The sequence below is a fragment of the Stenotrophomonas sp. CFBP 13718 genome, from assembly GCF_014842145.1.
In the GTDB taxonomy this organism is placed as follows: domain Bacteria; phylum Pseudomonadota; class Gammaproteobacteria; order Xanthomonadales; family Xanthomonadaceae; genus Stenotrophomonas.
Genome location: NZ_JACYVC010000012.1, coordinates 74,873 through 101,661, shown reverse-complemented (window position 1 = coordinate 101,661; position 26,789 = coordinate 74,873). Strand labels below are relative to the sequence as shown.

23 protein-coding genes are annotated in these 26,789 nt (G+C 67.8%); 10 read left to right on the top strand and 13 right to left on the bottom strand.

Features of this window, described 5'->3' with window-relative positions:
- The first annotated feature begins 73 nt into the window (after positions 1–73).
- The 3 genes from IFT58_RS16445 (at position 74) to lldD (ending at position 2,712) form a co-directional block, all read left to right on the top strand.
- Complete coding sequence (locus IFT58_RS16445) at positions 74–832, top strand: SDR family NAD(P)-dependent oxidoreductase (protein WP_192096173.1); 759 nt, start codon at positions 74–76, stop codon at positions 830–832.
- Between the two features lie 130 nt (positions 833–962).
- Positions 963–1,424, top strand: a complete 462-nt coding sequence (locus tag IFT58_RS16440; protein ID WP_192079760.1) for an MgtC/SapB family protein — start codon at positions 963–965, stop codon at positions 1,422–1,424.
- A gap of 127 nt (positions 1,425–1,551) precedes the next feature.
- The gene (lldD, locus tag IFT58_RS16435; RefSeq protein ID WP_192079758.1) at positions 1,552–2,712 is read left to right on the top strand and encodes an FMN-dependent L-lactate dehydrogenase LldD; all 1,161 of its coding nucleotides are present in this window, start codon (positions 1,552–1,554) and stop codon (positions 2,710–2,712) included.
- Here the strand turns inward: lldD and IFT58_RS16430 are convergent.
- The gene (locus tag IFT58_RS16430; RefSeq protein WP_192079755.1) at positions 2,709–3,374 is read right to left on the bottom strand and encodes a hypothetical protein; all 666 of its coding nucleotides are present in this window, start codon (positions 3,372–3,374) and stop codon (positions 2,709–2,711) included. The genes lldD and IFT58_RS16430 overlap by 4 nt on opposite strands.
- A gap of 173 nt (positions 3,375–3,547) precedes the next feature.
- On the opposite strand from IFT58_RS16430, the gene IFT58_RS16425 reads away from it, so the two are divergent.
- Positions 3,548–4,723, top strand: coding sequence for an amidohydrolase family protein (locus IFT58_RS16425; RefSeq protein WP_192096171.1), 1,176 nt, complete (start codon positions 3,548–3,550; stop codon positions 4,721–4,723).
- Between the two features lie 10 nt (positions 4,724–4,733).
- On the opposite strand, the gene IFT58_RS16420 is transcribed toward IFT58_RS16425, so the two are convergent.
- On the bottom strand, positions 4,734–5,615 hold the full coding sequence (locus IFT58_RS16420) for a LysR substrate-binding domain-containing protein (RefSeq protein ID WP_192079751.1): 882 nt from the start codon (positions 5,613–5,615) through the stop codon (positions 4,734–4,736).
- A 116-nt stretch (positions 5,616–5,731) separates the two neighbouring features.
- On the opposite strand from IFT58_RS16420, the gene IFT58_RS16415 reads away from it, so the two are divergent.
- Positions 5,732–7,186 carry an amidohydrolase family protein gene (locus IFT58_RS16415; RefSeq protein WP_192096169.1) on the top strand — a complete coding sequence of 485 codons (1,455 nt, stop codon included), beginning with the start codon at positions 5,732–5,734 and terminating at the stop codon, positions 7,184–7,186.
- Positions 7,187–7,189: 3 nt separating this feature from the next.
- Here IFT58_RS16415 and IFT58_RS16410 read toward each other — a convergent pair whose 3' ends face one another.
- Positions 7,190–7,981: a potassium channel family protein gene (locus tag IFT58_RS16410; RefSeq protein ID WP_192079746.1), complete on the bottom strand. Its 792-nt coding sequence runs from the start codon at positions 7,979–7,981 to the stop codon at positions 7,190–7,192.
- 172 nt (positions 7,982–8,153) lie between these two features.
- Between IFT58_RS16410 and IFT58_RS16405 the strand changes: the two genes are divergently transcribed.
- The 3 genes from IFT58_RS16405 (at position 8,154) to IFT58_RS16395 (ending at position 14,915) form a co-directional block, all read left to right on the top strand.
- Positions 8,154–8,579 carry a hypothetical protein gene (locus tag IFT58_RS16405; RefSeq protein WP_192079744.1) on the top strand — a complete coding sequence of 142 codons (426 nt, stop codon included), beginning with the start codon at positions 8,154–8,156 and terminating at the stop codon, positions 8,577–8,579.
- A 143-nt stretch (positions 8,580–8,722) separates the two neighbouring features.
- On the top strand, positions 8,723–11,443 hold the full coding sequence (locus IFT58_RS16400; protein ID WP_192096164.1) for an ATP-binding protein: 2,721 nt from the start codon (positions 8,723–8,725) through the stop codon (positions 11,441–11,443).
- Positions 11,444–11,477: 34 nt separating this feature from the next.
- Positions 11,478–14,915, top strand: coding sequence for a hybrid sensor histidine kinase/response regulator (locus IFT58_RS16395; protein WP_249405734.1), 3,438 nt, complete (start codon positions 11,478–11,480; stop codon positions 14,913–14,915).
- A gap of 26 nt (positions 14,916–14,941) precedes the next feature.
- Here IFT58_RS16395 and IFT58_RS16390 read toward each other — a convergent pair whose 3' ends face one another.
- Positions 14,942–15,595: a response regulator transcription factor gene (locus tag IFT58_RS16390; RefSeq protein ID WP_192079741.1), complete on the bottom strand. Its 654-nt coding sequence runs from the start codon at positions 15,593–15,595 to the stop codon at positions 14,942–14,944.
- A gap of 122 nt (positions 15,596–15,717) precedes the next feature.
- On the opposite strand from IFT58_RS16390, the gene IFT58_RS19030 reads away from it, so the two are divergent.
- Together IFT58_RS19030 and IFT58_RS16380 are read left to right on the top strand one after the other, a co-directional pair.
- Complete coding sequence (locus IFT58_RS19030; RefSeq protein ID WP_192079739.1) at positions 15,718–16,392, top strand: response regulator; 675 nt, start codon at positions 15,718–15,720, stop codon at positions 16,390–16,392.
- 89 nt (positions 16,393–16,481) lie between these two features.
- Positions 16,482–16,682: a hypothetical protein gene (locus IFT58_RS16380; RefSeq protein WP_192079737.1), complete on the top strand. Its 201-nt coding sequence runs from the start codon at positions 16,482–16,484 to the stop codon at positions 16,680–16,682.
- Positions 16,683–16,764: 82 nt separating this feature from the next.
- On the opposite strand, the gene IFT58_RS16375 is transcribed toward IFT58_RS16380, so the two are convergent.
- The 9 genes from IFT58_RS16375 to IFT58_RS16335 form a co-directional block, all read right to left on the bottom strand.
- Positions 16,765–17,460: a DUF2968 domain-containing protein gene (locus tag IFT58_RS16375; RefSeq protein ID WP_192079735.1), complete on the bottom strand. Its 696-nt coding sequence runs from the start codon at positions 17,458–17,460 to the stop codon at positions 16,765–16,767.
- A gap of 95 nt (positions 17,461–17,555) precedes the next feature.
- On the bottom strand, positions 17,556–19,697 hold the full coding sequence (locus IFT58_RS16370) for a TadG family pilus assembly protein (RefSeq protein ID WP_192096162.1): 2,142 nt from the start codon (positions 19,695–19,697) through the stop codon (positions 17,556–17,558).
- 2 nt (positions 19,698–19,699) lie between these two features.
- Positions 19,700–20,119 carry a DUF3613 domain-containing protein gene (locus IFT58_RS16365; RefSeq protein ID WP_192096161.1) on the bottom strand — a complete coding sequence of 140 codons (420 nt, stop codon included), beginning with the start codon at positions 20,117–20,119 and terminating at the stop codon, positions 19,700–19,702.
- Complete coding sequence (locus IFT58_RS16360; protein ID WP_192096159.1) at positions 20,116–20,994, bottom strand: tetratricopeptide repeat protein; 879 nt, start codon at positions 20,992–20,994, stop codon at positions 20,116–20,118. The genes IFT58_RS16365 and IFT58_RS16360 overlap by 4 nt, the downstream gene beginning before the upstream one ends.
- 5 nt (positions 20,995–20,999) lie before the next feature.
- A complete protein-coding gene (locus tag IFT58_RS16355; protein WP_192096157.1) occupies positions 21,000–21,842 on the bottom strand; it encodes a type II secretion system F family protein in 843 nt (280 codons plus the stop codon).
- 31 nt (positions 21,843–21,873) lie between these two features.
- On the bottom strand, positions 21,874–22,845 hold the full coding sequence (locus IFT58_RS16350) for a type II secretion system F family protein (RefSeq protein ID WP_192096156.1): 972 nt from the start codon (positions 22,843–22,845) through the stop codon (positions 21,874–21,876).
- A 2-nt stretch (positions 22,846–22,847) separates the two neighbouring features.
- Complete coding sequence (locus IFT58_RS16345; RefSeq protein ID WP_192079723.1) at positions 22,848–24,194, bottom strand: CpaF family protein; 1,347 nt, start codon at positions 24,192–24,194, stop codon at positions 22,848–22,850.
- Positions 24,179–25,423 (bottom strand): fimbrial protein, encoded by a 1,245-nt coding sequence (locus tag IFT58_RS16340; protein ID WP_192096154.1) that lies wholly within the window; start codon positions 25,421–25,423, stop codon positions 24,179–24,181. The genes IFT58_RS16345 and IFT58_RS16340 overlap by 16 nt, the downstream gene beginning before the upstream one ends.
- Positions 25,424–25,446: 23 nt before the next feature.
- Complete coding sequence (locus IFT58_RS16335; protein WP_192096207.1) at positions 25,447–26,736, bottom strand: type II and III secretion system protein family protein; 1,290 nt, start codon at positions 26,734–26,736, stop codon at positions 25,447–25,449.
- Positions 26,737–26,789 lie beyond the last annotated feature (53 nt).

The following is a 26,789-nucleotide window of genomic DNA, read 5'->3' as shown; positions in this document are numbered from 1 at the left end:
CATAACGCGCTGCGGCGTAGGGTCGGACACAGGTGGTGCCTGCACCACGCCTGTCCAAACGAGGAATACGCACATGATTGATTACCAGCTGCAGGGCAAGACCGCGATCGTCACTGGCGGCGTGTCCGGCATCGGCCTGGCCGTTGCTGAAATGCTCGCCGCGTCCGGTGCCCGGATTGCCGTGTGGGACCTCAAGCAGGAGGCAGTGGATGCCACGGTCACTGATCTGAAGGCCAAGGGTGCCGAGGCCATCGGGATCGCGTTGGACGTTACCGATGAGGCGGCCGTCGAGGCCGCCGTGAAGCGCACCGTGGACGCATTCGGCGGGGTGGATATCGCGGTCAACAATGCCGGCATCTCCGGCCCGGCCGCGAGCAGCGGTGACTACCCCATCGACGGCTGGCGCCGGGTGATCGATGTGAACCTGACCAGTGTCTTCCTGTGCCAGCGTGCGCAGATCCAGGCCATGCGTGCAGCGGGCAAAGGCGGAAGCATCATCAACATGGCCTCGATCCTCGGCCAGGTGGGTTACGCCGGATCGTCCGCCTACGCGGCGGCCAAGCACGGGGTGGTGGGTCTGACCCAGACCGCCGCGTGGGAGCACGCCGCCGACAGGATCCGCATCAATGCCGTGGGTCCGGGATTCATCAGCACGCCGTTGCTGGAGACGATGGAACCCAAGGTGCGCGCGACCCTGGAAGGGCGCCATGCGATGAAGCGGCTGGGTACGCCGGAGGAGGTGGCCGCGTTGGTCGCGTGGTTGTCCAGCGATGCGGCATCGTTCGCGACCGGCACGTATTACGCCATCGATGGCGGATACCTGGCCGTGTGAGCTGCGGCGCCGGTGCGGTGTGCGCGGGGCAGGGTGCGGCGGTGCCGGTTGCCGCCGCCGCGCGCGCGGCTTCACGTCATCCGCACGTGACCCTCGCCAACGTGCCGGATCATTCGACCGGAGTTGTGCGATGGATCTCAGCCAGGATGTCTCGATCCTGCTACGCGTGGCGGCGGCCATGGTCTTCGGCGGCGTCATCGGCTTCGAGCGGGAGCTCGGCAAGCATGCGGCCGGCCTTCGTACCCACATGCTCATCGCCGGTGCGGCCGCCCTGATCGTCGGCCTGGGGGATTCGGTCGCCGAGCATTTCCGCCAGGAGCAGTACCGCGACCTGCTGCAGGTCGACCCCATCCGATTGATCGAAGCGGTGATTGCCTGCGTGGGCTTCGTGGCGGCCGGCACGATCCTGCGGGGTTCGCGCGACGGTGAGGTCAGCGGATTGACCACGGCCAGCTCGCTGATCATGTCGGCTGCGGTGGGAATTGCCGTGGGCATCGGGGCGTATGTCATCGCCACCGGGGTCACGTTGATGTGCGTGATCGTGCTGGCGGTGATGCAGCGCGTTGAAAAACGCATCGAAAAGCGCGAGTGACCGCTGTCGGAGGAGGGGCCCAGCGGCCGGGGTAGCCCATGGTCTAATGGGCTTGATGGCGGCGGGGCGGTTCACTGCGTCCCTGTACCCTGCGTGCGTTCCGCTGCTCCCGGACCTTGGCTGACCGATGATCATCTCCGCTTCCTCCGATTACCGTGCCGCCGCGCAGCGCAGGCTGCCGCCGTTCCTGTTCCACTATCTCGATGGCGGTGCGTACGCCGAGCAGACGTTGCAGCGCAACGTGTCCGACCTTGCCGACATCGCGCTGCGCCAACGCGTCCTGCGTGACATGGCCGAACTCAGCCTGGAGACCGAGCTGTTCGGCGAAGCGATGTCGATGCCCGTTGCGCTGGCGCCGGTGGGACTGACCGGCATGTTCGCCCGACGGGGCGAAGTGCAGGCAGCGCGTGCGGCGGACCGTCACGGCATCCCCTTCACGCTGTCCACGGTGTCGGTCTGTGCGCTTGAAGAAGTCGCCCCGGCGATAAAGCGGCCGATGTGGTTCCAGCTTTATGTACTGCGTGACCGCGGCTTCATGCGCAATGCGCTGGAGCGCGCGCAGGCAGCAGGCGTCTCGACGCTGGTGTTCACCGTGGACATGCCGGTACCCGGTGCACGCTACCGCGATGCGCATTCCGGCATGAGTGGCCCGCATGCGGCGTTGCGACGCGCACTGCAGGTGCTTACGCGCCCCCGGTGGGCGTGGGACGTCGGCGTGAACGGGCGGCCGCATGATCTCGGCAACATTTCCGCGTATCGCGGTGAATCCACCGGCTTGGCCGATTACATCGGCTGGCTGGGCAGCAACTTCGACCCGTCCATCAGCTGGAAGGACCTGCAGTGGATCCGCGAGTTCTGGAAGGGGCCGATGGTGATCAAGGGGATCCTGGATCCGGACGATGCGCGCGAAGCGGTGCGATTCGGTGCGGATGGCATCGTGGTGTCCAACCATGGCGGCCGCCAGCTGGACGGCGTGCTGTCCACGGCGCGGGCCTTGCCGCCGATCGCCGATGCGGTGCAGGGCGACCTGAAGATCCTCGTCGACTCGGGCATCCGTACCGGCCTGGACGTGGTACGCATGCTCGCCCTGGGTGCGGATACCGTACTGCTTGGGCGTGCGTTCGTGTATGCACTCGCGACGCACGGCGAGGCCGGCGTGGGCAACCTGCTGGATCTGATCGCCAGGGAAATGCGCGTGGCGATGACGCTCACCGGTGCACGGTGTATTGCGGATATCGGCCCGGATGCGCTGGTGCGGATCGATCCGCTGGCTGTGTCACCCCGCTAGCGGTGGGGTGCCGTCCCACCTGCCGCCGGTGTCTGCCGCGGCAGGATCTCCTGCTGATAATTCTCCACCACGTAGCTGAAGGGACGACGCTGGCCATCGCGCAGCAGGGCGCGCACTTCCAGCACCGTGGCACGTGTACCGTCCACGCGTGGCGGCCAGAATTCCCGGTCGTGCAGTGTCTGCCGTTTGAAGTCGAGCGGCGCCACGACACGGCCGAACGGTTCATCGCTGCTGTCCAGCGCGTGGTTCATCGCAGCGGTCAGCAGGGACGGGACATACCAGTTGTCGGCTTCGGACAGCACGCGCTGGCCGCAGGTCAGCTGGACCCGGCGGTAGCGTAGCGGCGTGGCGTCTTCGATCGCGAGGGCGCTGCGCACCTCCGCCGGTGCGTCACGCTGCACGCCGCGCACGCGCACGGCGCGCACGCGCGGGGTGTCGGCAAGCCCATGCTCGGCACACCAGGCTTCAAGGGTGGCCGTCGCGCTCTGGCCTGCGAGCAGGCGCCGATGCAGGTCCGCCACCAGGGCGGCAGGGCTGGCGTGCACGGGTGCGCCCAGGGGCGGCGCGGGCAAGTCGCCTGCCGCAAGCGCGGCAATCGGCGCGGCAGCCAGCACGGAAGCGGCCTGCCAGCGAAGTCGGTCGGGGCGGTTGAACGGGCCCATGGGAGTCCACGCTTGATTCTGGTGCCTAGTTTACCCGCTGTCGTGCACGCACGGTGTGCGGCTCAGCGCGGGCCATCGCCGAGGTGAATGCCTGCGATGCAGGGATTTCATTTGCAGGGCCAGACGCGCGGCGCGTAAGGTCCGCAGCATTCATCCCCCTGAAGGAGGCGCAGATGCGCGCCCAGCATTTCCACGGTGCCGTGGATTCCGCCGGCCAGCCGCTGGCGTTCACCGTCGATAACGGCCGTTTCAGCCATTTCGGCGCGCCGTCGCCGGGATCGCCGCCGATGGACGCGACCGATCTCACCGGCTATACCGTGCTGCCTGCGCTGGTGGACGGCCACATCCATCTGGACAAAAGCTTTGTCGGCGACCGCTGGCATCCCCATCAGCCGGTCGCCAGCCTGCGTGAACGCCTGGCGCAGGAGAAAGACGCCTTGGCCACTGCGGCGCCGATGGCCGACCGGGCCGAAGCACTGATCCGGCAGATCGTCGGCTGGGGAACCAGTGCGGTGCGCTGCCATATCGACATGGACGCGACCACCGGGCTGCGCAACCTGCATGCCGTGCAGGACGCCCACGCGCGATGCGCGGACCTGCTCGACATCCAGTACGTCGCCTTCCCGCAGGCCGGCGTGATGTCCTGTGCGGGTACCTCGCAGGTGTTGCAGCAGGCACTGGAATCGGGTGTGCAGGTGATCGGCGGCATCGATCCGGATCTGCTGGACGGCGATGCCCAAGGTCAGCTGGACCTGTTGTTCGATCTGGCGCAACGCCATGGCGCGCGCATCGACATCCATCTGCACGAACCCGGCGAGCAGGGGCTGCGGCAGTTGCAGCGCATCTGCGAGCGCACGGCTGCCGGGGGATTGCAGGGGAGGGTGGCGGTGAGCCATGCCTATGCCCTGGGCGAAGTGCCATTGGCACGGGCACTGCAGGTAGGGGAGCAGTTGGCACGTGCCGATGTTGCGATCATGACCAACGCGCCGGGCGACCATCCGTTCCCGCCGGTGGCGGCCCTGCACGCGTTGGGGGTTCGCCTGTTCGCCGGCAACGACAACATCCGTGACAGCTGGTGGCCGTACGGCAACGGCGACCTGTTGCAGCGGGCGATGCTGATCGGCTACCGCTCGGGCTTCAATACCGATGCCGAGCTGCAACTGGCGCTGGACATGGTGACCACGCACGCGGCCGCGGTGCTCGGCCTGCAGGATCACGGGCTGGGCGAGGGCAAGCCGGCCACGTTCTTCGCGGTGCGCGCGGACAATGCGGCGGCGGCCGTGGCGGGCACGCCGGCGGCACGGCTGTCGATGCGCCAAGGCCGCTGGGTGGTGCCGCCGCCGGCGTGACGCGCACCGATCAGGTCGACTCCTCGTCCACCTGGCGCTTGAGCTCGCGTGCCAGTGCATGCACACCCTCGTCGGCCGTGTCGCGGAACAGGATGCCGATCTCGTAATTGTCGATGAGCGGCAGCCCGTGCTCGCCGTCGATGATGCGGTGATCGGCGCGGACCGCGCGGCGCGGCAGCAGACTGATGCCGATCCCATCGGCGACCGCGCCCTGGATACCGCTGAGCGAGGAACTGGTGAATGCGATGCGCCACCGTCTGCCCAGCGTTTCCACGACGTGCAGCATCTCATCCCGGTACAGGCCGCGCGGCGGGAACGTCACCAATGGCAGCACGTCTGCGGCGGAGCAGGGCGCACGGGCGCTGTCGATCCAGTGCAGGGGCTCGGGCCAGCAGTACACGCTGGGGCGACTGTTGCGTCGTTGTTTCACCAGCACCAGGTCGAGTTCGCCATGGTCGAAGCCGTGGGCGAGGTCACGGCTCAGGCCGCTGCTGATCTCGAGCCTGACCTGGGGATGGCGGCGACTGAACGTGGCCAGCATGCCGGTCGTGCGCGCGTTGACGAAGTCTTCGGGCACGCCCAGGCGCAGCGTGGTGGCCACCGTCTCGCCGGCCAATGCCTGCAGCAGTTCATCGTTCACCCCCAACATCCGCCGCGCATGGCCCAGCACGGTATGCCCGGCGTCGGTGGGCTGCACATCACGATGGCCGCGCTCGAGCAGGCGATGGCCGGCCAGTGTTTCCAGCCGACGGATCTTCTGGCTGATGGTGGACTGGGTTGAGTGCAAGCGACTGGCGGCGGCGGTGAAACTACCGCAGTCCGCGACGGCGACGAGCGCGCGCAGCAGATCGAGCTCGAACAGCGATCTATTCGACTGCGTCATGACTGGCATTCACTTATTTTGTTTCCGCATGCGGTTTGCGACTTCTACCATGCGCTGACGGGACAGGCCAGCGCGCGGTTCCGCCCCAACCCGCGGCCGACGCGCCGCTTCGACGGATACCCGCCATGTTTGCCCGAACCCTGTTGAGTCTCGCCCTCGCCCTGCCTGCGATCGCGCAGGCGGCACCGCAGACAGCGGACGTCCTGATCCGGCATGCCGTGGTCATCGACGTCGAACACGCGCGCGCCATTCCCGGGCAAAGCGTGGCGATCCGGGGCGACGCGATTGTCGCGGTGGGGCCCGATGCCGCCATGCAGGCGCAGTGGACGGCAGCGCGGCAGGTGGAAGCTGCCGGCCGCTACCTGATCCCCGGGCTGTGGGACATGCACGTGCATTTCGGTGGCGGGCCGGCGCTGGTGGAAGAGAACAAGGCCCTGCTGCCGCTGTACATCGCGCACGGCATCACCACGGTGCGCGATGCGTCGGGCGACCTGCCGCAGCAGGTGCTTGAATGGCGTGGCGATATCGCAGCGGGCACCTTGTTCGGCCCGCGCCTGTTGACCTCCGGCGCCAAGATCGAGGGCATCAAGCCGGTATGGAAAGGCACCCTGGAGGTGGGCAGCGAGGCCGACGTGGATGCTGCCATCGTGCAGTTGCAGCGTGACCGGGTGGATTTCGTCAAGATCACCGACAGTACGCTGAAGCCGGCGTTGTTCCTGTATGCCGCCCGTGCGGCGCGCAAGGCAGGACTGAAGGCCTCCGGCCACATACCGATGGCCTTGACGGTGGAGCAGGCCGTCGATGCGGGCTTGGCGTCCATCGAGCACCTGGACTACGCCTTCAAGGCGGGCAGTCGCGACGAAGCCGCCATCGCCGCGGACTTCGCTGCCGGCAGGATCGACCGGGCACAGGCGAACCAGCGTATCGATGCCAGCTTCGACCGGCCGACGGCGATGGCCGCCTACCGTGATTTCGCCCGTCGCGGCGTATTCGTGACACCGACGCTCAATGGGGGGCGGATCCTCGACTTCCTCGATCAGGATGACCATCACGCCGACCCCTACCTGGCCTATATCGGGCCCGGCCTGCGCGCGACCTACGCGTGGCGTGTGGAGCGCGCGGCGAAGGCAACGCCGGCGCAGATCGCCGCCCGCCACCAGCATTACCACGACGTGGCCGCGGTGCTGCCGATGCTGCAGCAAGCGGGGGTGACGATCATTGCCGGTACCGATGCGGGCTTCCTCAATTCGTTCAACTTTCCCGGCATCGGCCTGCATCAGGAAATGCAGTTGTTCGTCCGCGAAGGCCTGACCGCGCCGCAGGCGCTCGCCGCCGCCACCCGCGCGGGACCTGCTTGGTTCGGCACCCTGGATCGCTATGGCGCGGTCGAAGCGGGCAAGGCCGCTGACCTGGTGCTGCTCGACGCGAACCCGTTGCAGGACATCCGGGCGACCGAACGGATCAATACGGTGATCGTGCGCGGCACCGTACTGGACCGCGCTGCCCTGGATGCGTTGTTGCAGCAGGTCCGTGGCCAGGTGCAACAGTGGAACGCAGAGGCGGCGAAGGCCGCGCCCTGAGGCTTACGGATCGGGCGGTGCAGCGGGCGGGCGCCGGTGGCAGCTGCAACGGCAGCCCGTGGCCGTCGCGTCGCGATCCTGCAGCACACCGGCGAATATCTCCGCGCCCAGCAGGCCGGTCGGAAAGGCGATGATGCCGTAGCCGAGCAGGATCGCGCAGCCGGTGATGAAACGTCCCAGCGCGGTCTGTGGGGTCAGGTCGCCGTAGCCGGTCGTACTCATGGTGACGGCCGCCCAGTACACGCCCGTGGGGATGCTGTTGAACCCGTTGCGCGGTCCTTCGACGAGGAACATCACCGTGCCCAGCAGCACCAGCAGCAGGCCCATGACGCCGATGAACACCAGGATGCTGCGCCGTGCACGCACCAGTGCCTGGCGCAGGTGGCGGGTTTCTTCCAGATAGAACGGCAGCTGCAGGATCCGGAACAGCCGCAGCAGCCGCAGCAGGCGGACGTCGGCCAGCACGTGCAGGCCGGGCATCAGCAAGGCCAGGAACACCGGCAGGATCGACAGCAGGTCGACCACACCGAAGAAACTGCGCGCATAGCGCCACGGACGGCGGAGCAGCCAGAGGCGCAGCAGGTATTCCATCGTGAAAAGCGCGGTGAAGGTCCATTCCAGCACGCTGAGCAGCGGCCCATGACGGCGATGCACCTCGGGCACGCTGTCGGCCATCAGCACCAGCACGCTGAGTACGATGAGCACCAGCACGCCCGCTTCGATGCGGCGGACCCGTGCGCGGTGTTCGGCATGGCATCGCGCCGTGTCGCGCAGGCGGGCAAGCAGGGCGATCATTCGTCTTCGCCGGTGGGGAGGGAGTGGCGGCGCAGGTCATCCACGCCAAGCAGCTTCGTCGCTGGCCGCAGACAGCGGAATACAACAATCACGAAAGGTGAGCCCTGCCGCGTACCGCGCTTGGCAGGCAGCGAACCGATGAACGACGGTGGGCCTTCCACGGAGGCTTTTCATGCGCACGGTGATCCTGAGGACGCTGGTCTGGGTGCTGACGCTTCTCCCGGCGGTGGCAACGAGCGTGCAGGCACGGGACGGGGGGGACATCCATCGCTGCGTCGCCGCGGGTGCCGTGCGCTATCAGGACCGGCCCTGCGCGGTCGATGAGGCCGGCGGGCAATGGCGGCCGCACGATGGAGGCACTGCGACCCGTCAGGCGGGAGCAACGCCCAGCGCGCCGCGCCGCGCCGCCGTTACCCGCAAGCGCGGTGCACGCGTGCAATCGCGCGGCCAGGCGGCGCTGATCACCCTCCAGCGTGATCCCGATGCCTGCAGGCGGATGCAGCGCCTGCGCGAGGAGGCCTTGCGTCGTGCACTGCGGCGACCGGACTACCTCATGCAGCGCGGCTGGGACGATCGCGTGCGCGAGGCCTGTCGCTGAGGAGGCCGCGGCTTCCGCGATTCAGGCGGGTCCTATAGGGACCCACGTCCGGTCTGCATATCGTGGATGGTCCTTTCCCAACGCTCGCTGCGCTGCGTCGGCCGCGCTGCTCCCGCGCGCGACCGCGGCCCCGCCCCCCCGTCATGAGCCCCTTGCTGCGATCCATCATGGCGCGCCTTCAGCCCCTGCAGGACACGTGCGCCAACGACGAGGACCTGCGCGCGCTGCGCAGCCATCCGCGCCGGCTGCTGCTGATCGCCGGCGCGTTGCTGAGCGTCCTGCTGCTGGCGGCGCTGGCGACGGCGGTGTGGCTGCATGCGCGCAGCTACGAGGAAAATCGGCTGCAGGCGTTCATCCGTGCCCGGACCGCACTGGATGCGCAGCTGACCCGGCATGACGCGAGCTACGCGCGTCTGGTCAACATGACCGAGTACGCGTGGCGGCACCGCATGGACAGCGACCCGGTGGTACTGGAAGCAGAAACCCGGCGCTACCTGGCCGACGCCCAGACGCTGCGGTTGCAGCAGGGTGCGCAGGACGCCCCGCAGCTCGTGCTGGGACTGGGGACCGATCACTGGCCCGCAGAACGGCTGCATCGCTACCTGGCGCTGGCACGTACCATGTCGGTCATCACGCGGATGGCGTTCAACGGACCCGATGCGGAAGCCGCCGGCGCTGCCTACTTCCTGGACCCCACCGGGCATCTGGTCGTGATCAACGAAGGGCTGGACGACAGCGGCACCGGCATCGCGAGCGCCGAGCGTGATCGCCAAGGCACGTTCGGCCAGCTACGGGCCTATGCGCACCTGCTACCGCCGGCCTCGGCGGCCGATACGGTCCCTGCGCTGCGTGCCAGCCATGGCCGGGGGGAGGCGCGCATCGGCTTTGCCGCACACCCGGTGACCGGGCGGGCGTCGCTGGTCACCGTGTTTGCCGCGCACGACGGCCGACGCGGACTGGGTGTCTTCGTGGCGTTCGAGCCGACTGCGGGGCTGGCGCAGGTTCTGCGCGAGGCCAGTGACAGCAACCTGCAGGTGATGGCGCCCAACGGCGAAGTCATCCTGGGATCGCGCAGCGCAGCGGCCGATGGCGTGGTCGGCACCCTGCACGATGCCGGGATCTGGTCGCATGCGGACGACGGCATCGTCCAGTACCGTCGCAACGGCCGCAGGGTGATCGCTTCATTGGTCACGGGCACGGACTGGGCGCTGGTGACCACCGTGGGCTGGCGCGACATGCTGGCTGACGGAACGCCCATGTTGTGCCTGGCACTGGCCCTGTGGGCGGGCTTGATGGCAGGTCTGTGGGGGCTGCTGGCGTGGGTGGACCGGCACGTGCTGGCCCCTGCTGCTGCGCGCGCCATGCAGGTGTACGCGAACGAAGCCCTGTTCCGTTCGTTGATCCAGATGACGCCGGCAGGACTCTGCCTGGTGGACATCGAGCAGCGCGTGCCGCAGGTGCAGAACGAGCTGGCGCGCCGCTATGCCGGTGCCGCCGAACGCTCCGGGGTCGCGCTGTACGATGCGCTGGTCGACGGTTACGCCGAGGCGGTTTCGCGTCGTGACGACAACCTGGACATCCGAGAGTTCCAGGTCTTTTACCCAGGCGGCCGCGGCGCGGTGGCGACGCACCTGCTCGTCAATGCGACGCCGCTGTTCGACAGTGCAGGCAGGGTGCTGCTGTGTACTTTGCAGGACCTGACCGCGAGGGTGGAACTGCAGGTGCAGAAAGACCAGCTGCGCGATGAAGCCGAGGCGGCGCACCGCGCCCGGTCCCGGTTCCTGGCGGCCATGAGCCATGAGATACGCACCCCGCTGCACGGCATCCTGGGCCATCTGGAGCTCTTCGCACGCTCGTCGCTGGATATCGAACAGCGTGCGCGCCTGGGCCGCATCACCCAGTCCGCCGATTCGCTCCTGCTGATCATCAACGACGTACTGGACCTGGAGCGTGCCGCATCCGGCCGTCTGGAGCTGGACAGCGCCGTGTTCGAGCCGGCCCTGCTGCTGGAGCGGGTGGCGCTGCTGTACGCGCCGTTGTCGCAGGGCAAGGGCGTGGACCTGGACCTGCTGGTCGACGGGTCGTTGGCGCCACGGTACCGCGGTGCCGCGGACCGGGTGGAGCAGGTGCTGCGCAACCTCGTCAGCAACGCCGTCAAGTTCACCGCGTCGGGTCGGATCGAGATCCGGGCCGTCTCCTCACGACATCCCCACTGCCTGCGGCTGGAAGTCGCCGACTCCGGGGTCGGCCTCAGCGAGGTGCAACAGCGCAGGCTGTTCGAGCCGTTCGCGCAGGCCGATGCCTCCATTGCCGGCCGTTTCGGCGGCTCTGGCCTGGGGCTGTCGCTGTCCCGGCAGCTCTGTCATCTGATGGGCGGTGAGATCGATGTACACAGCACGCCGGGGGTGGGCAGCGTGTTCGGTTTCGATATCGAGGCACAGGCGGTGGAAACAACCGCTGACGCTGCGCCTCCGCTGCAGGGGCGCGGTGTGCTGCTGTACTCCGCCACCGTGACGTGGCGCGAAGAGCTTGCCCGTCGTCTGCGTGCATGGGGAGCCAAGGTGGTGGTGCTGGAATCGCTGCAGCAGATCGAGGCCGTGGCGTCATGCCGCGCACTGCCGTTGGTGATCTTCGAGCGGAACCAGCGTGCGGCACGAGGAACGGTGGATGGATTCCGTGGACGGATCGTGCGGGTGCGCGGCGATGGGCCGCTGCGCGCCGCTGGCCCACCCGGCGACCTGCGGGTGTCGGCGTACTCGGCCGCCGCGCTGCTGGAGGCGCTGCAGGCTGACATTGCGGATGAAGGGATCGGCGGCACAGCGGATCCGGGCGGCGACATGGAAACCCCTGCGACGATGAGCTAGATTCGACGCGCGCAGACGCGCACGAGGAACTGCCTTGGACCCGCTGTCATCCACCCTGGGAACGACCGTGCAGGCACGCCCGTCGCTCGCTTCACTGCGCCGCCACCAGCGTCGCCTGCTGTTCGGCGGTGGGGGGCTGGTCAGCCTGCTGATCGTGGCCACGCTGCTGATGGCGGTGTTTTCGGACGTCGATACGTTCCACGCCGAAGAACGCCAGCGCTTCGTCGACGCGCGCTCGGCGGTCGACTACTTCCTGTTCCAGCGGGATCGCGCCTACGCCAGCAACATCAATGGCAGCGAGATGATGTGGAATACGCAGCAGCCGAGGCTGAAGACGCTGGGCGCTCCATTGGCTGACCGTTTTCTGGCCAATGGCGGGCAGCTGCTGGTGCGCGCCGAAGGGCGCACGGCGGTGCCGTGGCTGGTACTGGGGGCGAAGGACAATCCGGTGCCGCGGCCGCTGCTGGATGCCTACATGGGCATCATGCATGAGTACTCGGTGTACACGGCAGCATCGGTGGCCGCGCTGCGGTCGGTGGGACCGGTCACGATGTATTTCTACGAACCGAAGCGCCGGCTGCTGGCCGTGTCCGGTGTCACCGACGAGGCACAGCTGCTGCGTGCCCTGCGGGTCAGCAGCCGCGAAGAAGCCTTTACCCGCTTGCTGGCGACCGAAGCACGGGCGCTGCGCATGCGTCCCGCCGTCGGCCCGGTGCAGAGCGCAGCGGGCGGAGGCCGCATGGTGTCGACCTTCGACGCCAATCCCATCACCGGCCAGCCTTCGCTGGTTGCGCTGCAGTTGCTGCAGCAGGGCCGCGAACCGATTCTGCGTCGGGTGGCGTTCGAGCCGGTGGACACCATCAAGGCACGGCTGGACGCGCGGGAGTCGGGCGCCTACACGGTCATTACCGACGACGGCCGCACGGTGCTGCGCAGTGCCGGTGCGGCTGCCGCCATCGCGCCCGCGTTGGCCAGGCGCGTGAACGACGAGGCGGGAAAGGCCGACGTCCGGTTCTACCAGGATGGCCAGTTCGTGGTGGCCGGTCCGGTGGCGGCAGTGGACTGGCGCATCCTGCATACCTATGGCTGGGGCGACCTGTGGCACGACAAAGGTCACCGGCTGTTGGCCCAGCTGCTGGCGGCGACGCTGATCCTCGCTGCGTTGTGGTGGGTGTTGCTGCGGCTGGATCGGCGCGTCTTCATGCCTGCGCTGGCAGATGCGTGGCGGGTGTACGAAAGTGAAGCGCTGAGTCGCGTCATCATCGATACGTCGCCGGTCGGCCTGGTGCTGATCGATCCGGAAAGTGGTGAGCCGCTGGTGCAGAACGAGCTTGCCCGGCAGATGGCGGATGCGGCAGCGACGGTGGACGGGCAGACCTTGCATGCGGCGCTGGCGGATAAAGTGCAGGCCGATGCGGCTAGCGGTCAGCCGGTGCGGGAGTTCCTCTGGAGCGCGCCGGTCGCCGTGCCGGACCAGCCTGCACTCAGACTCCAGGTGGCCATGGCATTGGCTGCGTACCGCGACCGTGCCGTGTGGGTGTGCGCGTTGCGCGATGTGACCGCTCAAGCCGAGCTGGAGCAGACGCTGCGAAGTGCGCGTCACGATGCAGAGCGTGCACGCGCTGCCGCCGAATCGGCATCGCGGGCCAAGTCGGCGTTCGTCGCCACGATGAGCCACGAAATCCGTACCCCGCTCAATGGCGTGCTGGGGCACCTGGAGCTGCTGGCGCGTTCGCCGATGCAGCCGGCGCAGCGCGAACGGGTGGCGCGTATCCGTCTTTCGGCCGATGCGCTGCTCGGCATCATCAGCGACGTGCTGGACTTTTCCAAGATCGAGGCCGGGCAGCTGGACATCGATCCGGTCGCATTCACGCCGCGGCCGCTGATCGAGCAGGCGGCGTTGCTGTTTGCGCCGGAAGCCCAGCGCAAGGGCGTCAAATTGTTCTACGCCATCGCCCCAGAGCTCGAGCGCACGTTCCTGGCGGACATGCACCGCATCCGCCAGGTGCTGAACAACCTGCTTGGCAATGCGGTCAAGTTCACCGAGTCGGGCCGCATCGTGGTACGCGCGCAGTTGCTGGAGCGTCCGCCCGGTGCCGCGCCGATGCTGCGCCTGCAGGTGGTCGACTCCGGCATCGGCCTGGGCGAGGAGGCGTTGGCGCAGTTGTTCCAGCCCTTCCAGCAGGCGGATGCGAGCATCTCGCGGCGCTATGGCGGCAGCGGCCTCGGGCTGGCGCTGTGCCAGCAGCTGGCGCGGCTGCTGGGGGGCAGCATCCGCGCAGAGAGCACCCTGGGCGTCGGCAGCGTCTTCACCTTCGAAGTGCCCGTGCAGCCGGAGGGGGCTCCGGTCAGCAGCGCACAGCCGCTGCGCGGCCGTCGCATCACGCTGCTGTCGGCGGCAGCGGAGTGGCGCCATGAAATCGCGGAACTTCTGCAGCGCTGGGGTGCGGAGGTCACGGTGCTGGAGCAGCCCCCCTTGCAGCCCTTGCCGCACGCCGATACAACGCTGCTGCTGTTCGGCGAGCGACGCGCCTGGACGGCAGACGAGGAAAATGCGCTGGCGGCGCTGCATCGTGATGTTGTCCGCGCGTCTCCGAATGGGCCCTTGTCGCCACAGCCGATGGACGATGGCGTGCATGTCAGCAGCTACGCCGCCGACGCATTGCTGCGGGCGTTGAATGACACCGTCGAGGGGGCGCCCGCCGTCGTCGCCGCAGCCCCGGTCAGCGCGATGCAGGCAGCTCAGGGACGCGTGTTGCTGGTTGAAGACAATGCGGTGAACCGCGAGCTGATCCAGCAGCAGCTGGAGACACTGGGCCTGAGCGTGGACACTGCGGAGAACGGCAGTGACGGCCTGCTTGCCTGGCGCCCCGATGTACACCTGGCTGTCCTCACCGACATCAACATGCCGGTGATGGACGGTTACGCGCTGGCCCGCGCGCTGCGCGCGCGCGACAGTGCCGTGCCGATCCTGGCCATCACCGCGACGGCGCTTGCCAGCGAGCGCGAGCGCTGTCGCGCGGCGGGCATCAGTGACCTGCTGCTGAAGCCGATGAACCTGGACACGCTGGCGCGCGCGCTGGAACCGTACCTTGTGGCAAGTGCGCCTGCGGGCCCGCGTGAGGGTGGGCGGGTCGCGACGCAGGCGGGCACTGCGGACCCGCCGCCGATGGTCCTGCCGGATGCATTGCGCCGCACCTTCGTGACCAGCACGCTTGATGACCTGCAGCGGATCGCGCAAGCGCGACTCGCGGAAGACCACGACGGCCTGCTCGATCGCCTGCATGCCGTGAAAGGCGTGCTGATGATGCTGGGCCATCGCGCGCTGGGGATCCGCTTCGGCGTCATGGAGGGGCAGTTGCGTGACGGCGTAGCCGTCGATGGCGTCGCACTCGATGCAGCGCTGTCCGATCTGCGTGCACTGGTGGACCAGCATGCCGCGCAGCTTCCGACGACCGCGCAGGACAATTGATGGAGCGGACCGGGCCGGCGGTCCGCTCAACCTGCAGCGGGAGCCTCCAGGCCAAGTTCAACCGCGTATTTGAACAGATCGGCATCACGCTCCACGCCCAGCTTGGCCATGCCATTGACCTTCTGCGTGCTGATGGTCTGCTTGCGCCTGTCCAGTTGCTCGGCAATGGCGTTGATGCTCATACCCCCCACGAACAGGCGCAGCACTTCACGCTCCCGTGGTGAAAGTGGCACGGTACTGCGCTGGCTGCTGCGCGCCGGCAACAGCGGGGCCACGCTGGGAGACAGATAGCGTCTGCCTACATGCGCGGCCATGATGGCGGCCGCCACGTGCGATACATCGTCTCCCTTGCTGAGGATGTGGTTCACGCCGGCGTCGTACAGCGCCTGGACGACAGCGGTCTGGTCCAGTCCGGTGAACACGGCGATCTGCAGCTCGGGATAGCGCGAACGCAGCAGCTGCAGCAGCTGCAGACCGTCGCCGTGCTCGCCGTGGGGCATCGCGAAATCGGTGACCACGACATCGCACGGGTGCGCATCGAGCAGGGCGATGAGCTCGGTGGAGTTGGCGGCAGAACCGACATGGACGATCGCCGGTACGGTATCAAGTGCCGCTTCGATGGCCATCCGGATCAGGGGGTGGTCGTCGGCTATGGCTACACGGATCGAGTTATCGACCATTCTGGACTCCAGCTCTCATCGGGGGGGCAGCCTGCAGACGGGCAGCGGCGCAACTATATGCCAGCTTCGTGCCGAGGTGGCATATAGTGGCCGCCGTACCCCATCCTGGACGGGCTGCAGACGTGAAACTCCGAATCGTGCTTGCCGATGATCATCCCGTGCTGCTGGCGGGCATCGCCCACCTGTTGCAGGGCCAGCCCGGGCTGGAACTGGTGGGCATGGTCAAGGATTCCACGGCGCTGGTCGATCTGGTCAGCAGCAGCAGCGTGGACGTGGTGGTGTCGGATTTTTCGATGCCGCATGGTCGCTATGGCGACGGCATTGCCATGCTGCGTTTCCTGCAGCGACGTTTCCCGAAGACCCGGCTGGTCGTGCTGACCGGGATGGAAAGCCCCCTGGTGCTGAGGAACATTCTGGCGGCGGGCGTCCGCTGCATCGTCAGCAAGAGCGATCCGCTGGACCACCTGTTGCCGGCCGTGCGCATGGCAGCGGCGGACGGCGCGTATCAGTCCCCCGAGGTCGAGTCCCGATTGGCCGTCGAACCTGCCATGGCCGATCACGGCGCGGTGTTGTCCAAGCGCGAGAACGAAGTGCTGCGCATGTATGCCGAAGGGCTTTCGGTGATCGAGATCGCCGAGCGCATCGGTCGCAGCCGCAAGACCGTCAGTACGCAGAAGGTCGCCGCCATGCGCAAGCTCAACCTCGCCACCGACGCAGAAGTCTTCCACTACGCCATCGCACATGGGCTGGTCAACGCATCCCAACAAGCGCGGGCCAAGGCAGTCGAGTCGGAGTAGGCCCTGCACGGGATTCAGCCGGGTCCGATGCGTCCACGCTGCGGCGATGGGTATCGTGACGGGCTCCGCTTTGATCTTCCGGTGTCGATGTGTTTCCCCTGCCTCCTGTCAGCGTTGTGCTGTTGTTGGAACAGTTCGCTGATCTGGCGATACTGGAGCAGTCCACGTTCCTCGACACGCTCAACATCTATCTCTACACCTCGCCGCAGCAGCGCAGGCGCATGCGCGAGGCCTGGCGCGAAACGGCGGAGGCGCTGCCGGTCATGGAGGATCCCGACGTCGTCCGTTGAGCCTGCACCGTAGACGATGACGGCGCCCCTGGGGCGCCGTCGGCGTACATCACGTCGGTGGAACGGGGACCCGTGCCGGGTCTCAGTCGCCGACCACCGGTGCGGCCGACGTCGTCGTCGGCGCGGGCAGCGTGGTCTCCGGGTTGCCCTGCTGCAACTGCAGCTGCTGGATCCGCTGCTGCAGGGTATCGAGCTGGCTGTTGCTGCTCTGCAGGTCGGTGCTCAGACTGACGGCCTGCTGCTGTGCCTGCTGCAGCGCGGTGCTGACCTGCAGCGACTGCGCGCGTTCCTGCTCGACCTGCGCCTGCAGGGTGCGCAGGCGCTCCTCGTTGAAGCTGACCAGGCGCTCGGTGTAGCGCTTGCCGGCATCCAGGCGGATGGTGTCGAGGCTCACCTGTGCGAGCTGCTCGGTCTGCTGCACGAACGTGCGGTACGCATGCTCGGCGTTCTCCACCGAATCGGTCTTGATGACGCGCCAGAAGTTCTTTTCCTGGAACAGCGCGACGTAGTAATTCAGCGTGCTCGGATTGAACAGCAGGCTGGCGCCGTACGCGCCGTTGTAGGTCGTGCGCAGTTCCGTCAGCTGTTGGGAATCCATCAACTGGCGGAGCTCGTCCACCGACGTGCGGGCGACGGGCGCGGTCGGAGCGGGATCCGGTCGCGGCGTGCGTTCGGTGCGCGCGGCGAACGCCGACGGTGCGGAAAGGATCATCAACAGCGCCATCGACGCGACGGTGATCCGTCGGTTGGTCGCTGCATCCCCAGAGTCATGTCGCATGTATAGACCACCCACGAGTGGATTGTTGTTGAAGTGGAGTTCCCCGCGCGCAGTCTAGCATGCGTGAAACTGTCGCCGATGCCGCGTGCATGGCTTCAATAAACCAGTTGCGCGCCGCTGCAGCTGATCGACTGCACGTGCACGTCGGTACGTCCGAGTTCCAGGCCAAGTACGTTCGCCAGCGTGATCGAGAGCAGCCTGCCGACCTCGTTCAGCAGCCCCTTCAACGGCTCCAGTGCCACTTTCAATACGGCACAGAGCACCCCGGAGCAGTTCAACGTGGCACCCGGCGTGGCCACGACGCTGCCGGCGTTCGGGTCGCCGATGCCGCCGGGCCGGGTCTGCAGGAACGAGGCCAGGTTGCGCTTGACGCAGCCGTTGTAGTCGACGAGCTGGGTCAGCAGGCCGCTGCAGCTTTTTGCGGTCAGGTCACCCAGCAGCAGCGACAGCAGGCCGCCAAGCAATCCGCCATTGCGCCCCTGGGTGACATCGGCGAAGACATTCAAGGCCGATGGCTGGTCTTTCAGTGACCAGTCACCAATTGGATTCAAGTTGGCGACGCGGACATCGCCGCGCAGCACCTTGACGGCCTGATCGACATCGTAACGGCCGCTGGCCTGCCGCGTCGCATCCAGGAACTGACCGGCGAACTGCAGCGCGGTGTCGTCGGTCCTGGCGCCGGCGATGCCGGGATTGATCATGTTGGCGAGCAGCTTCATGAGCTCATTGGTGAGGGTCATCAACGAGGTGCCGATCGGCAACGCGTTGGGGTCGGTGGAGCGGGTTTCGTTCTCGGGCACGGTCACGCGCTGGGTACCCGACAGCGCGGCCAACTGCAGCTTGTCGTTGATCAGCGGTGCGCCCAACAGGGTGAGCAGCTGTTCCTTGCCCAGGCTGGCGTCACAGACATCGCGCCGGGTGAAACGATCCGCATCGGCCACCTTGCCGATGCAGGTGCGCAGCACCGACGAGGTGACATCGAAGGTGGCGGTGCGCGGACGGGCACCACACTGCAACGATTTCAGGTCGGCATACGCGTTGGTTACGTCGACATGCAACGGCACCTTCAGGCGGGTGCCCAGCAACGACAGCAGGCCGCCCGCCAGTGGCAGGTTGTTGGTGTCGATATCGACGAAGACACGGACCTGGGCGTTGTAGGCGCGCGCGCCGTTGTGGGTGATGCCGGGTCCTCCTTGATGCGCGCCGCCGATGCCGATCGACGGCGGTTCGATCACGGCGGCCTGCGCCTGGACGAGGCCCAGCAGGGTCAGGTTGTTGACCGCGACGCCGCGTCCGCCGTTGGCGATGCTGATGCTGGTGGTTATCAGGTCCAGGGCGTTCAGTTGCGTCTCCAATGCGCTGGCTGCCGTGCCCTCCGGTGCCACTACCTGCGCGAACAGGCCACCCCCTGCGGTATCGCTGCCCAGCTTGATGGCCAGCTGGTCGAGGTCGAGTCGGGTGGCCAGCGCGCTGCGCAGTGCGCTCAGATCGACAGCCGCCACGCCCGACTGCGCCAGCACGGTCGCCGTTGCATCCAGCAGCCGGCCCAGTGACACGCGGTGTGCGGCAAGCAGGGCGTTGAAGTCACCGACGCTGATGTTCGCATCCACGGGGATGCCGAGCGCCTGCAGCAGGCCCCCCGGCGTGATGCGTGCCTGCGCCAGCCCGTCGTAGCCGAGCAGGGTGGTCTGGTCCAGGTCGACGCCGACCAGCTTCAGGGTGTTGCCGAGAGGCGTTCTGCCATTCACCCGCAGCAGCTGGGCACCCACGCTGAAGGCGGCGCTGGGTGCGCTCCGTTTGGCAACGGCCTGTGCGCTGACGGTCGGCATCGCGGTGTTGTGGCCGAAGAAGGGCACCACGCTGCGTCGTGCCGTGACCTTGACCGCGTTCAGCGCGTGCTGCGTGCTGGCACCGGACAGGAAGTGGTCGGCCGCCGGATGGATAGGCTTCCAGCTGCCACACTGGATATCGACCTGGCCGCCGAACCGGTTTTCCACCAGCGCGTTGCGGCGTGCCGCCGTATTGTCGCCCAGGCCGGCACTGCACAGATCCAGCCGTTGGGCGCCAGCGATGGCCGAAAGGTCAGCCGTCTTCTGCGCGTCACGCTTTGCCCAGTACAGATAGCCGACTTCCACCAGGCCCAGCATGGTCACCAGGCCGACCATCAGCAGCAGCATGGTGACCGACATGGCACCGCGTTGCCGTGCGCGGCAGGGTATCGCGCAGCGGCGGGCCATGGTCAGTTGCTCCCTGCTTTGGTTGAGGTCCCGACGGTGTTTTCAAAGTACTCGGGCAGTTCGTGCTCGAAGCTCTTCAGGTAGCGCGCGTAGCTGGCACGCGCCTGGTCGCCCAGTACGGGCAGGCCGGGTCCGGCCTGCGTGCCCGATGCCTGCAGACGGATCAGGTCGCGGGTGGCCTGGCCCGGTTCCCCGGACGGCGTGGCGACGGACGCGGCGCGGTAGGCGGGGGGCGGGACGGGGCCTGGTGCAGCCGGTCGTGCAGCGTCGGCGGCAGGCGGTGCAGGCACCTGGGCCTCGGTGCGCAACGGCACCACAGGGTCACCGAGCATGCGCCCGGTGACGGGTGCCTGCTGCGCGGCGGCGGATGCTGACAGCAGGGCGAGTGCAAGGCTGCAGCCGAGCAGGGTAGGTGAGGTCATGGGGTGCTCTCCGTGGCAGTGGCGATGTGGCCAAAGCGCTCCAGCATGGTGGCGGGAAGCGCGCTGTCGGGACGTACGGGGGTGGTGCGGACAGGGACGGTCCGGCGGTCTGCAGCACCAGGCTGCGGCGCGCCGCGGCGCCGGTGATCTGCGGATGCGATGCCGGGTGATGAAGTGGCGGACGCCGCCTGCGTGCTGCTGGCGCGCTGGCGCAGTGCGACGGCCTGGCGCTGCACCTCGCTGCGCGTGAAAGCGGAGGCGTTGCCTCGTTGCAGCAGGCGCTCGGCCGTGTCCGGGTCGTTGCGCAGCAGCGCCCACACCGCGAGGTTCGCAACAGCGCGCGGATCGTCCGGTACGAGCTCCAGTGCCTGCGCGAGCGGAGCCTGCGCCTGTTCGAGTTTGCCTGCACGCAGGCGTGCGTAGCCGAGGTCACCCAGCACGGCGGTATCCAGCGGCATCAGGTGGGCCGCGCGTGCGAGGGCAGCTTCCGCCTTGTCATCCTGGTCGCGCTGCGCCGCGATCAGGCCGATGCCGTGCCAGGCCGCCGCCGCTTGGTCGCCGCGCGTCAGGGTGACGTACAGGGCATCGGCCGCGTCCAGTTGGCCGGTCTGGCGCAGGGCGTCGGCCTGCAGCAGTCGCACGGCGGGTGTATCGCCATGGCGCTGCCTGAACGCATCGATGTGGGCCAGCGACGCGTAGTAGGCGCCTTGCTTCTGCATGCGCTGGATCAGGTCAAGGTAGGTACCGCGCGTGTTGACCGCTTCCGCGCCGGGCTCGACCAGGCTGGGGGCGACCTGGCGATAGCCGCCGACGGTCTGCGAACACGCGGTGGCCAGCAGGCAGCAGCTCAAGGTCAGTATCAGGTGTCGCCGCATCGTCGTCATATCCGGGTGAGGGTAGAAGCCAGCGCGAGCAGCGCAGGGCCGGAAAGCACCAGCATCAACGCCGGCAGCAGGGTCAGCATCATCACCACGGTCATCTTCACCGACAGCTTTCCCACCTTTTCCTTCAGGGTGTGCCGCCGTTGTTCGCGCAGCCGCAGGCTGAACTGCTTGAGCGGCTCCTGCACCGCACCGCCGTGGGCATGCACCTGCAGGATCAGCTGCACCAGGCTGCGCAGGTCGTCATCGTCGTACGCCTCGCCCAGCCGGCGCAGTGACTGCGATCGACTGCGGCCATGCGCATAGGCGATGTTGGCGTCGTGGATCTCACGCCCCAGCACGGGCAGCGCGGGACGCAGTTTCTCGCCCAGTGTCTGCAGGCTCTGGTCCATGCTGTAACCCACGCCCTGCAGCAGCAGCAGCAGGCCGGCGGCCAGCGCGGCGATCACGGTGAACACCCGTCCGGCGCCCTCGGCGTCCACCAGGGCCGGTGCCGGCAGGACGATCGCCACGGCGAGCAGCAGGCGCAGGGCGACATAGATGGCCGTGCCCCGGCGCGTGTTCCAGCCGCCGAGGTCGAGCAGCATGCGGTCCTCGCTGGCCAGCAACGCACGTTCGATCCGCCCGCCGCTGAAGCGCTGGCCGATGGCTTCCAGCCAGGCCAATGCGGTGCGGGGTGCTGCCGGGGTCGGCACGGTCGACGCGCGGGGCTGCAGTGCGGACTGCAGCGTCGCATCACTGCGTTGCTGTCGAACCGCCTGGATCCAGTACAGCGCACCGAACAGCGCCACGCTGGCGGCGAACAGCAGCAACGACAGGGTCCACCAACCGGTCGGGCTCATGGGGCTGCTCCCGGTGCGGCGTGCGGAAGTTTCATAGCGATTTCGCCAGCCGGTACAACAGGAAGCCGCCCACCAGTTCCAACCCCAGCGCTGCCAACAGCAGGGTGTGTCCCTGTGGCTGGCGCAGCATCGGCTCGAAGAAGCCGGGGCTCATCAGGGCCATCAGCAGGGCGCTGATGGGAGGCAGCAGGCCGAGTACCCACGCCGACATCCGGGTTTCCGAGGTGGTGGCCTTCAATTCCTGCTGCGCCTGGTCCAGGTCGCGCATGAAGTCGCTGAGCCGCTGCAGCACCTGGTCGGAGCGGCCGCCGATGCGGACGCAGACACCCATCACCACCGCGAGCACCTCCAGTGCCTCCACCCGCCATGGAGCCGACGCCTGCGACAACGCCCGGTCGAGATCCATGCCGGTACGCGCATTGCGCAACGTGACATCCAGCAGGTCGCGCAAGGGCGCGACGGTCTGGATCGCTGCGGTCTGGAAGGACATCTGCAGACTGTTGCCCAACCCGGTCAGGCGGACCAGGTTGTCGAGGAAGTCAGGCAGTTGGCGGACCAGCTTCTGCTGCAGCTTGCCGATGCGTCGCTGCAGGACGAGCCCACAGACGAGTGCGTACAGGCCGAACGTGACCGGAAATGCCCAGCCGGTGCCCAGGCGCACCACGGCAAATGAAGAAAACGCGATTCCTGCCAGCAGGGCCAGCACGGGCGCACGCCAGCCCGGACGCATGCCCGCGCGCAGCAGGGTGGCATCCCACGGCAGCGCGCTGGCGTTACCTGCGGTGGCCCCCGGTGTAGCGGGCAGGGGCGCGATCGCGGCGGCACCGGATGCGGCGGAGTCGAGCTGGGTGGCCGACGCGGGCGTTGCGCTGCGCTGCAGGCGCTGCTCTGTGTGTCCCATCGACGCCTGTGCGCGTGCCCGGCGCTGTGCACTGCCGAGCAGCAGCAGGGCGCAGGCACCCAGCACGGCGGCGATGCACAGCAACAGCAGCACCGTGGCCATGCTTACCAGGCCCCCGCGTTGAACGATTCGCGCAGTGCCTGGCGGAACGGCTCCAGTTTGTGCGAATGCGGGTGGAAGCCCAGCCCGATCCAGCGGTCTCGCTCGCCACCCTCCGCGTCCAGCTCGACTTCGTGACGGAACATCTCCTGGGTCGAGATCATGTTGTCGCTGACGCCGGTGATTTCCGTGATCGACACCAGCACGCGACGGCCGCTGCCCAGCCGGGAGATCTGCACGATGAAATCGATCGCGCTGGCGATCTGCCTGCGCAGGCTGTCCTCGCTGCCCTGGAAACCGGCGAACCCGGCCAGCATCTCGATGCGGTAGAGGCAGTCGCGCGGGGAATTCGCATGGATGGTGGCCATTGATCCGTCATGGCCGGTGTTCATCGCCTGCAGCATTTCCAGGACTTCCGCCCCGCGGACCTCGCCGACCACGATACGGTCCGGACGCATGCGCAGGCTGTTGCGCACCAGGTCGCGGATGCTCACCGCACCGTGTCCATCGGTGCCGCCGATGCGGCTTTCCAGGCGCACCACGTGGGGATGGTTGAGTGACAGCTCGGCGGTGTCCTCCACCGTCAGTACGCGCTCGTTCTCCGGGATGTAGTTGGCCAGCGCGTTCAACAGTGATGTCTTGCCGGAGCTGGTGCCGCCCGACACCAGGATGTTGCAGCGACCGAGCACCATCGCCTGCAGCAACGTCTGCATCGGCTTGTCGAAGGTGCCCATCGCCAGCAGTTCGTCCGGGGTGAACGGGTCCTTGCGGAACTTGCGGATGGACACCATCGGCCCGTCCACGGCCAGCGGCGAGATGATGGCGTTCAGGCGTCCGCCATTGGGCAGCCGGGCATCGACCATCGGGTTGGAGTCGTCCAGCCTCCGCCCCAGCGGCGCGATGATCCGGCGCAGGATGCGCAGCAGGTGGGTGTCGTCGGTGAAACGCTGTGGGGCGCGCTGCAGCCGCCCGCCCTGCGAGACGTGCACGTCCTTGTAGCCATTGATCAGGATGTCTTCGATGTCCGGGTCACGCAGCAGGTCATCGAGTGGACCAAATCCGGTGAGCTCCTTGACCAGGCCCTCGGCAACGATCTGCATTTCCTGTTCGTTGATCGGGATGCGCCATTCCTGCACGAACCCGGCCGTCTCACCCTCCACCCAGCGCCGCACGGTGTCCGGTGCCCACGCGTCGATGTCGATGCGCTCGTCTTCCACCCGGTTGAGCAGGTGTTCGTGCGCGGCGGACAGCACCTTCTGGTACTGCTCTGTCTGCGCGAACGGCAGCGGCGCCGGATCAGGCGGCACCTCGCGGAAGGGTGCGTTCGGGAACGGCATCACTTTGTCTTCCATGGCAGGCTACTCAGGGCGTGGGCGAACCTGTCGCGCAGGCCCTGCGCTTCGGGTGGGCTGGTGGTCGGGTCGAAGCGGGCCAGCAGCGGGGCGAGGGCACGCACGTAGGGATCACGCGGCGCATCGTCAAGCAACAGGTGGCCTTGGCTGGCACTGGCGCGCAGCCGCGGACGGTCGGGCAGGGTGGCCAGCAACGGCAGCGCGAAACGCGTGGCGATCTGCGCGGCGGTCAGGCCGTTGTGCTCTCCATCGCGGTTGACGATCAGTTTCAGCCGATCGCTGCCGCGCAGGCCGGCAGGCAACTGGTGCAGCAGCTGGTCGAGCGATACCAGGCTGGCGATCGCGCTGTCGGTGACCAGCCAGATCTCGTCGGCGTTGTCGAGCAGCGTGCCTGGTACCTGCCGCAGCGGCGTGCCGCCAAGATCGCACAGCACGCTGCAGAACAGGCTGCGCAGCCGCTGCAGCAGCAGGCCGGGGTCACTTGGCGGCAGCGCTTCGCTGCCGGCAGCGCGATCCAGCAGTACCAGGCCGCCGGGATGCCGGGCCATGGCGGTGCGTGCGAGGGTGGCATCGATGCGTGCGGCACTGCGCAGGGCTTCGTCGTAATGGAACCGGCTGTCGATGTTGAGGTAGAGCGCGAGGTCGCCGGCGGGCTGGCTCATGTCCAGCAGCAGCACATCCTGATGGTTCCCAGCGGCGCGCATCTGCTGCGCGAGCACGCTGAGATGGGCGGCCAGGGTGCTGCTGCCCATCCCGGCGCGCACGCCCAGCAACAGGGTCAACGGCGCCTTGCGCGCAACCTCCGGTGTGGGGGGAGCCGGCGCGATGGCCGCCCGCGCAAGGACGGCAAGAATCTCTTCGGCATCGGCATCCAGGTCAACGAAGTCGCGCAGTCCCGCGCGCAACGCGCTGACCACCCCCTCGATCTGGCCCAGGCTGGTCGCCCCCACGGCGACCATCGACAGGTCGGGGCGGATCTGCCGCAGCTGGCGCACCAGTTCTGCCGACGCGGCAGCCCGTGCTGCATGGAAGTCGAGCAGCACCAGCGTCTGCGCCCCCACGCGCAGCTGCTGGACCGCGCCCGGGAAGCCGGCATCGTGGTGCCCCAGCGTCCAGTTCGGCGGCAGCTTCGCGGCCAGCCTGGGCAGCAGGTCGCGGTCACTGGCAAGCACGACGAGGTTCATCGGCGGTCCCAGGGTCGGCAGGCTGAAGGCGGTGGCGAGTGGCATGGGCTGTGGGCTCGGGCCATGGATCAGCGAGAGAAACCGGGCACGGCGTCGGGGCCGGCCGGCCCGATCAGCCAGGACCCCCACACCGGCAGGTTGGCGCGTGACTCGCGCTCGCCGGGGAGTGGCAGCTCGGTGTTGCGCGCCAGCGGCTTGACCAGCCGCGGCGTGACGATGATGACCAGCTCCTTGTCCTGGCGCTTGTAATCCAGGTTGCGGAAGAACGAACCGATGATGGGCAGGTCACCCAGCAGCGGCAGTTTGTTCACGGTGGAGGCCACCGTGCTGCTGACCAGCCCACCAATGACGAAGCTTTCGCCATCACCCAGTTCAACGGTGGTGTCGGCGCGGCGGGTGCTGATCGATGGCACCTGCACGCCGTTGAGGGTCAGCGCATTGCTGTAATCCAGGTCGCTGGCTTCGGGCGCTACCTTCAGCGCGATCCGGTCCGCCGACAACACCGTGGGTGACACCGTCAGGCCGATGCCGAACGGTTTGAAGGTGATGGTGGTGGTGCCCAACCCCTGGGGTTCCAGCAGCGGCAGCTCGCCACCGGCAAGGAAGCTTGCACTCTGTCCTGACAGGGCAACCAGCGTGGGTTCGGCCAGCACACGGGCCATGCCATTGCTCTGCAGCAGGTCCAGGTCCGCGGTCCACAGATCCTTGCTGGAGCCGAACACCAGCTTGAATGCAGATTGCAGCGGTGTACTGCCGCCATCGCCGTCGCCGCCCCCCGGGACGCCACCGGGCCGTGCGATGCCATACGAGAAGCCACCGTTCTGGTTCTGGAAGTTGATGCCGATCTGCTTCAGCACCGTGCGGTTGAACTCGACCACCTTGACCTCGACCTGCACCACTCCGCCGATGCCGACCGTGGAGATGTCGCTGACCTGACCGTCCTTGCCGACCGCGGCATCAGCCGCCTTGCGTGCCTGGGCATGGTCGAGCAGGGACGCGCTGGTACCGCTGACCAGCGCGTCGCTGCCCTGGACGGTGACCGCGGCGCCGCCTCCCTCTGCAAGCGCGAGTCCGCCCTGTACCGCGCTGCGCACATCGATCTGCAGGCGTTGCGGATCGCGCTGACCTTTTTGCCACAGCAGCAGGGTGGTAGTGCCGGGGGCCTTGCCGACCAGCAGGGCGTCGCGGTTGCCGCGCAGCATCACCACATCGGCGACCGAAGGATCCGCGATGGCCACCCGCTCCAGATCGGCAGGCAGCGCCCAGGGACGCTGTTCGCGCGTCTGCAAAACGATGTCCGCCGACACTGTGGCCAGCAGCGCGGGCGAGGACACCAGCGCGACGAACAGGATCACCATCCGCAGCGGGCGGCGCAACAGACGAGGCGTGCAGCGAGGAATCATGGAGGGTC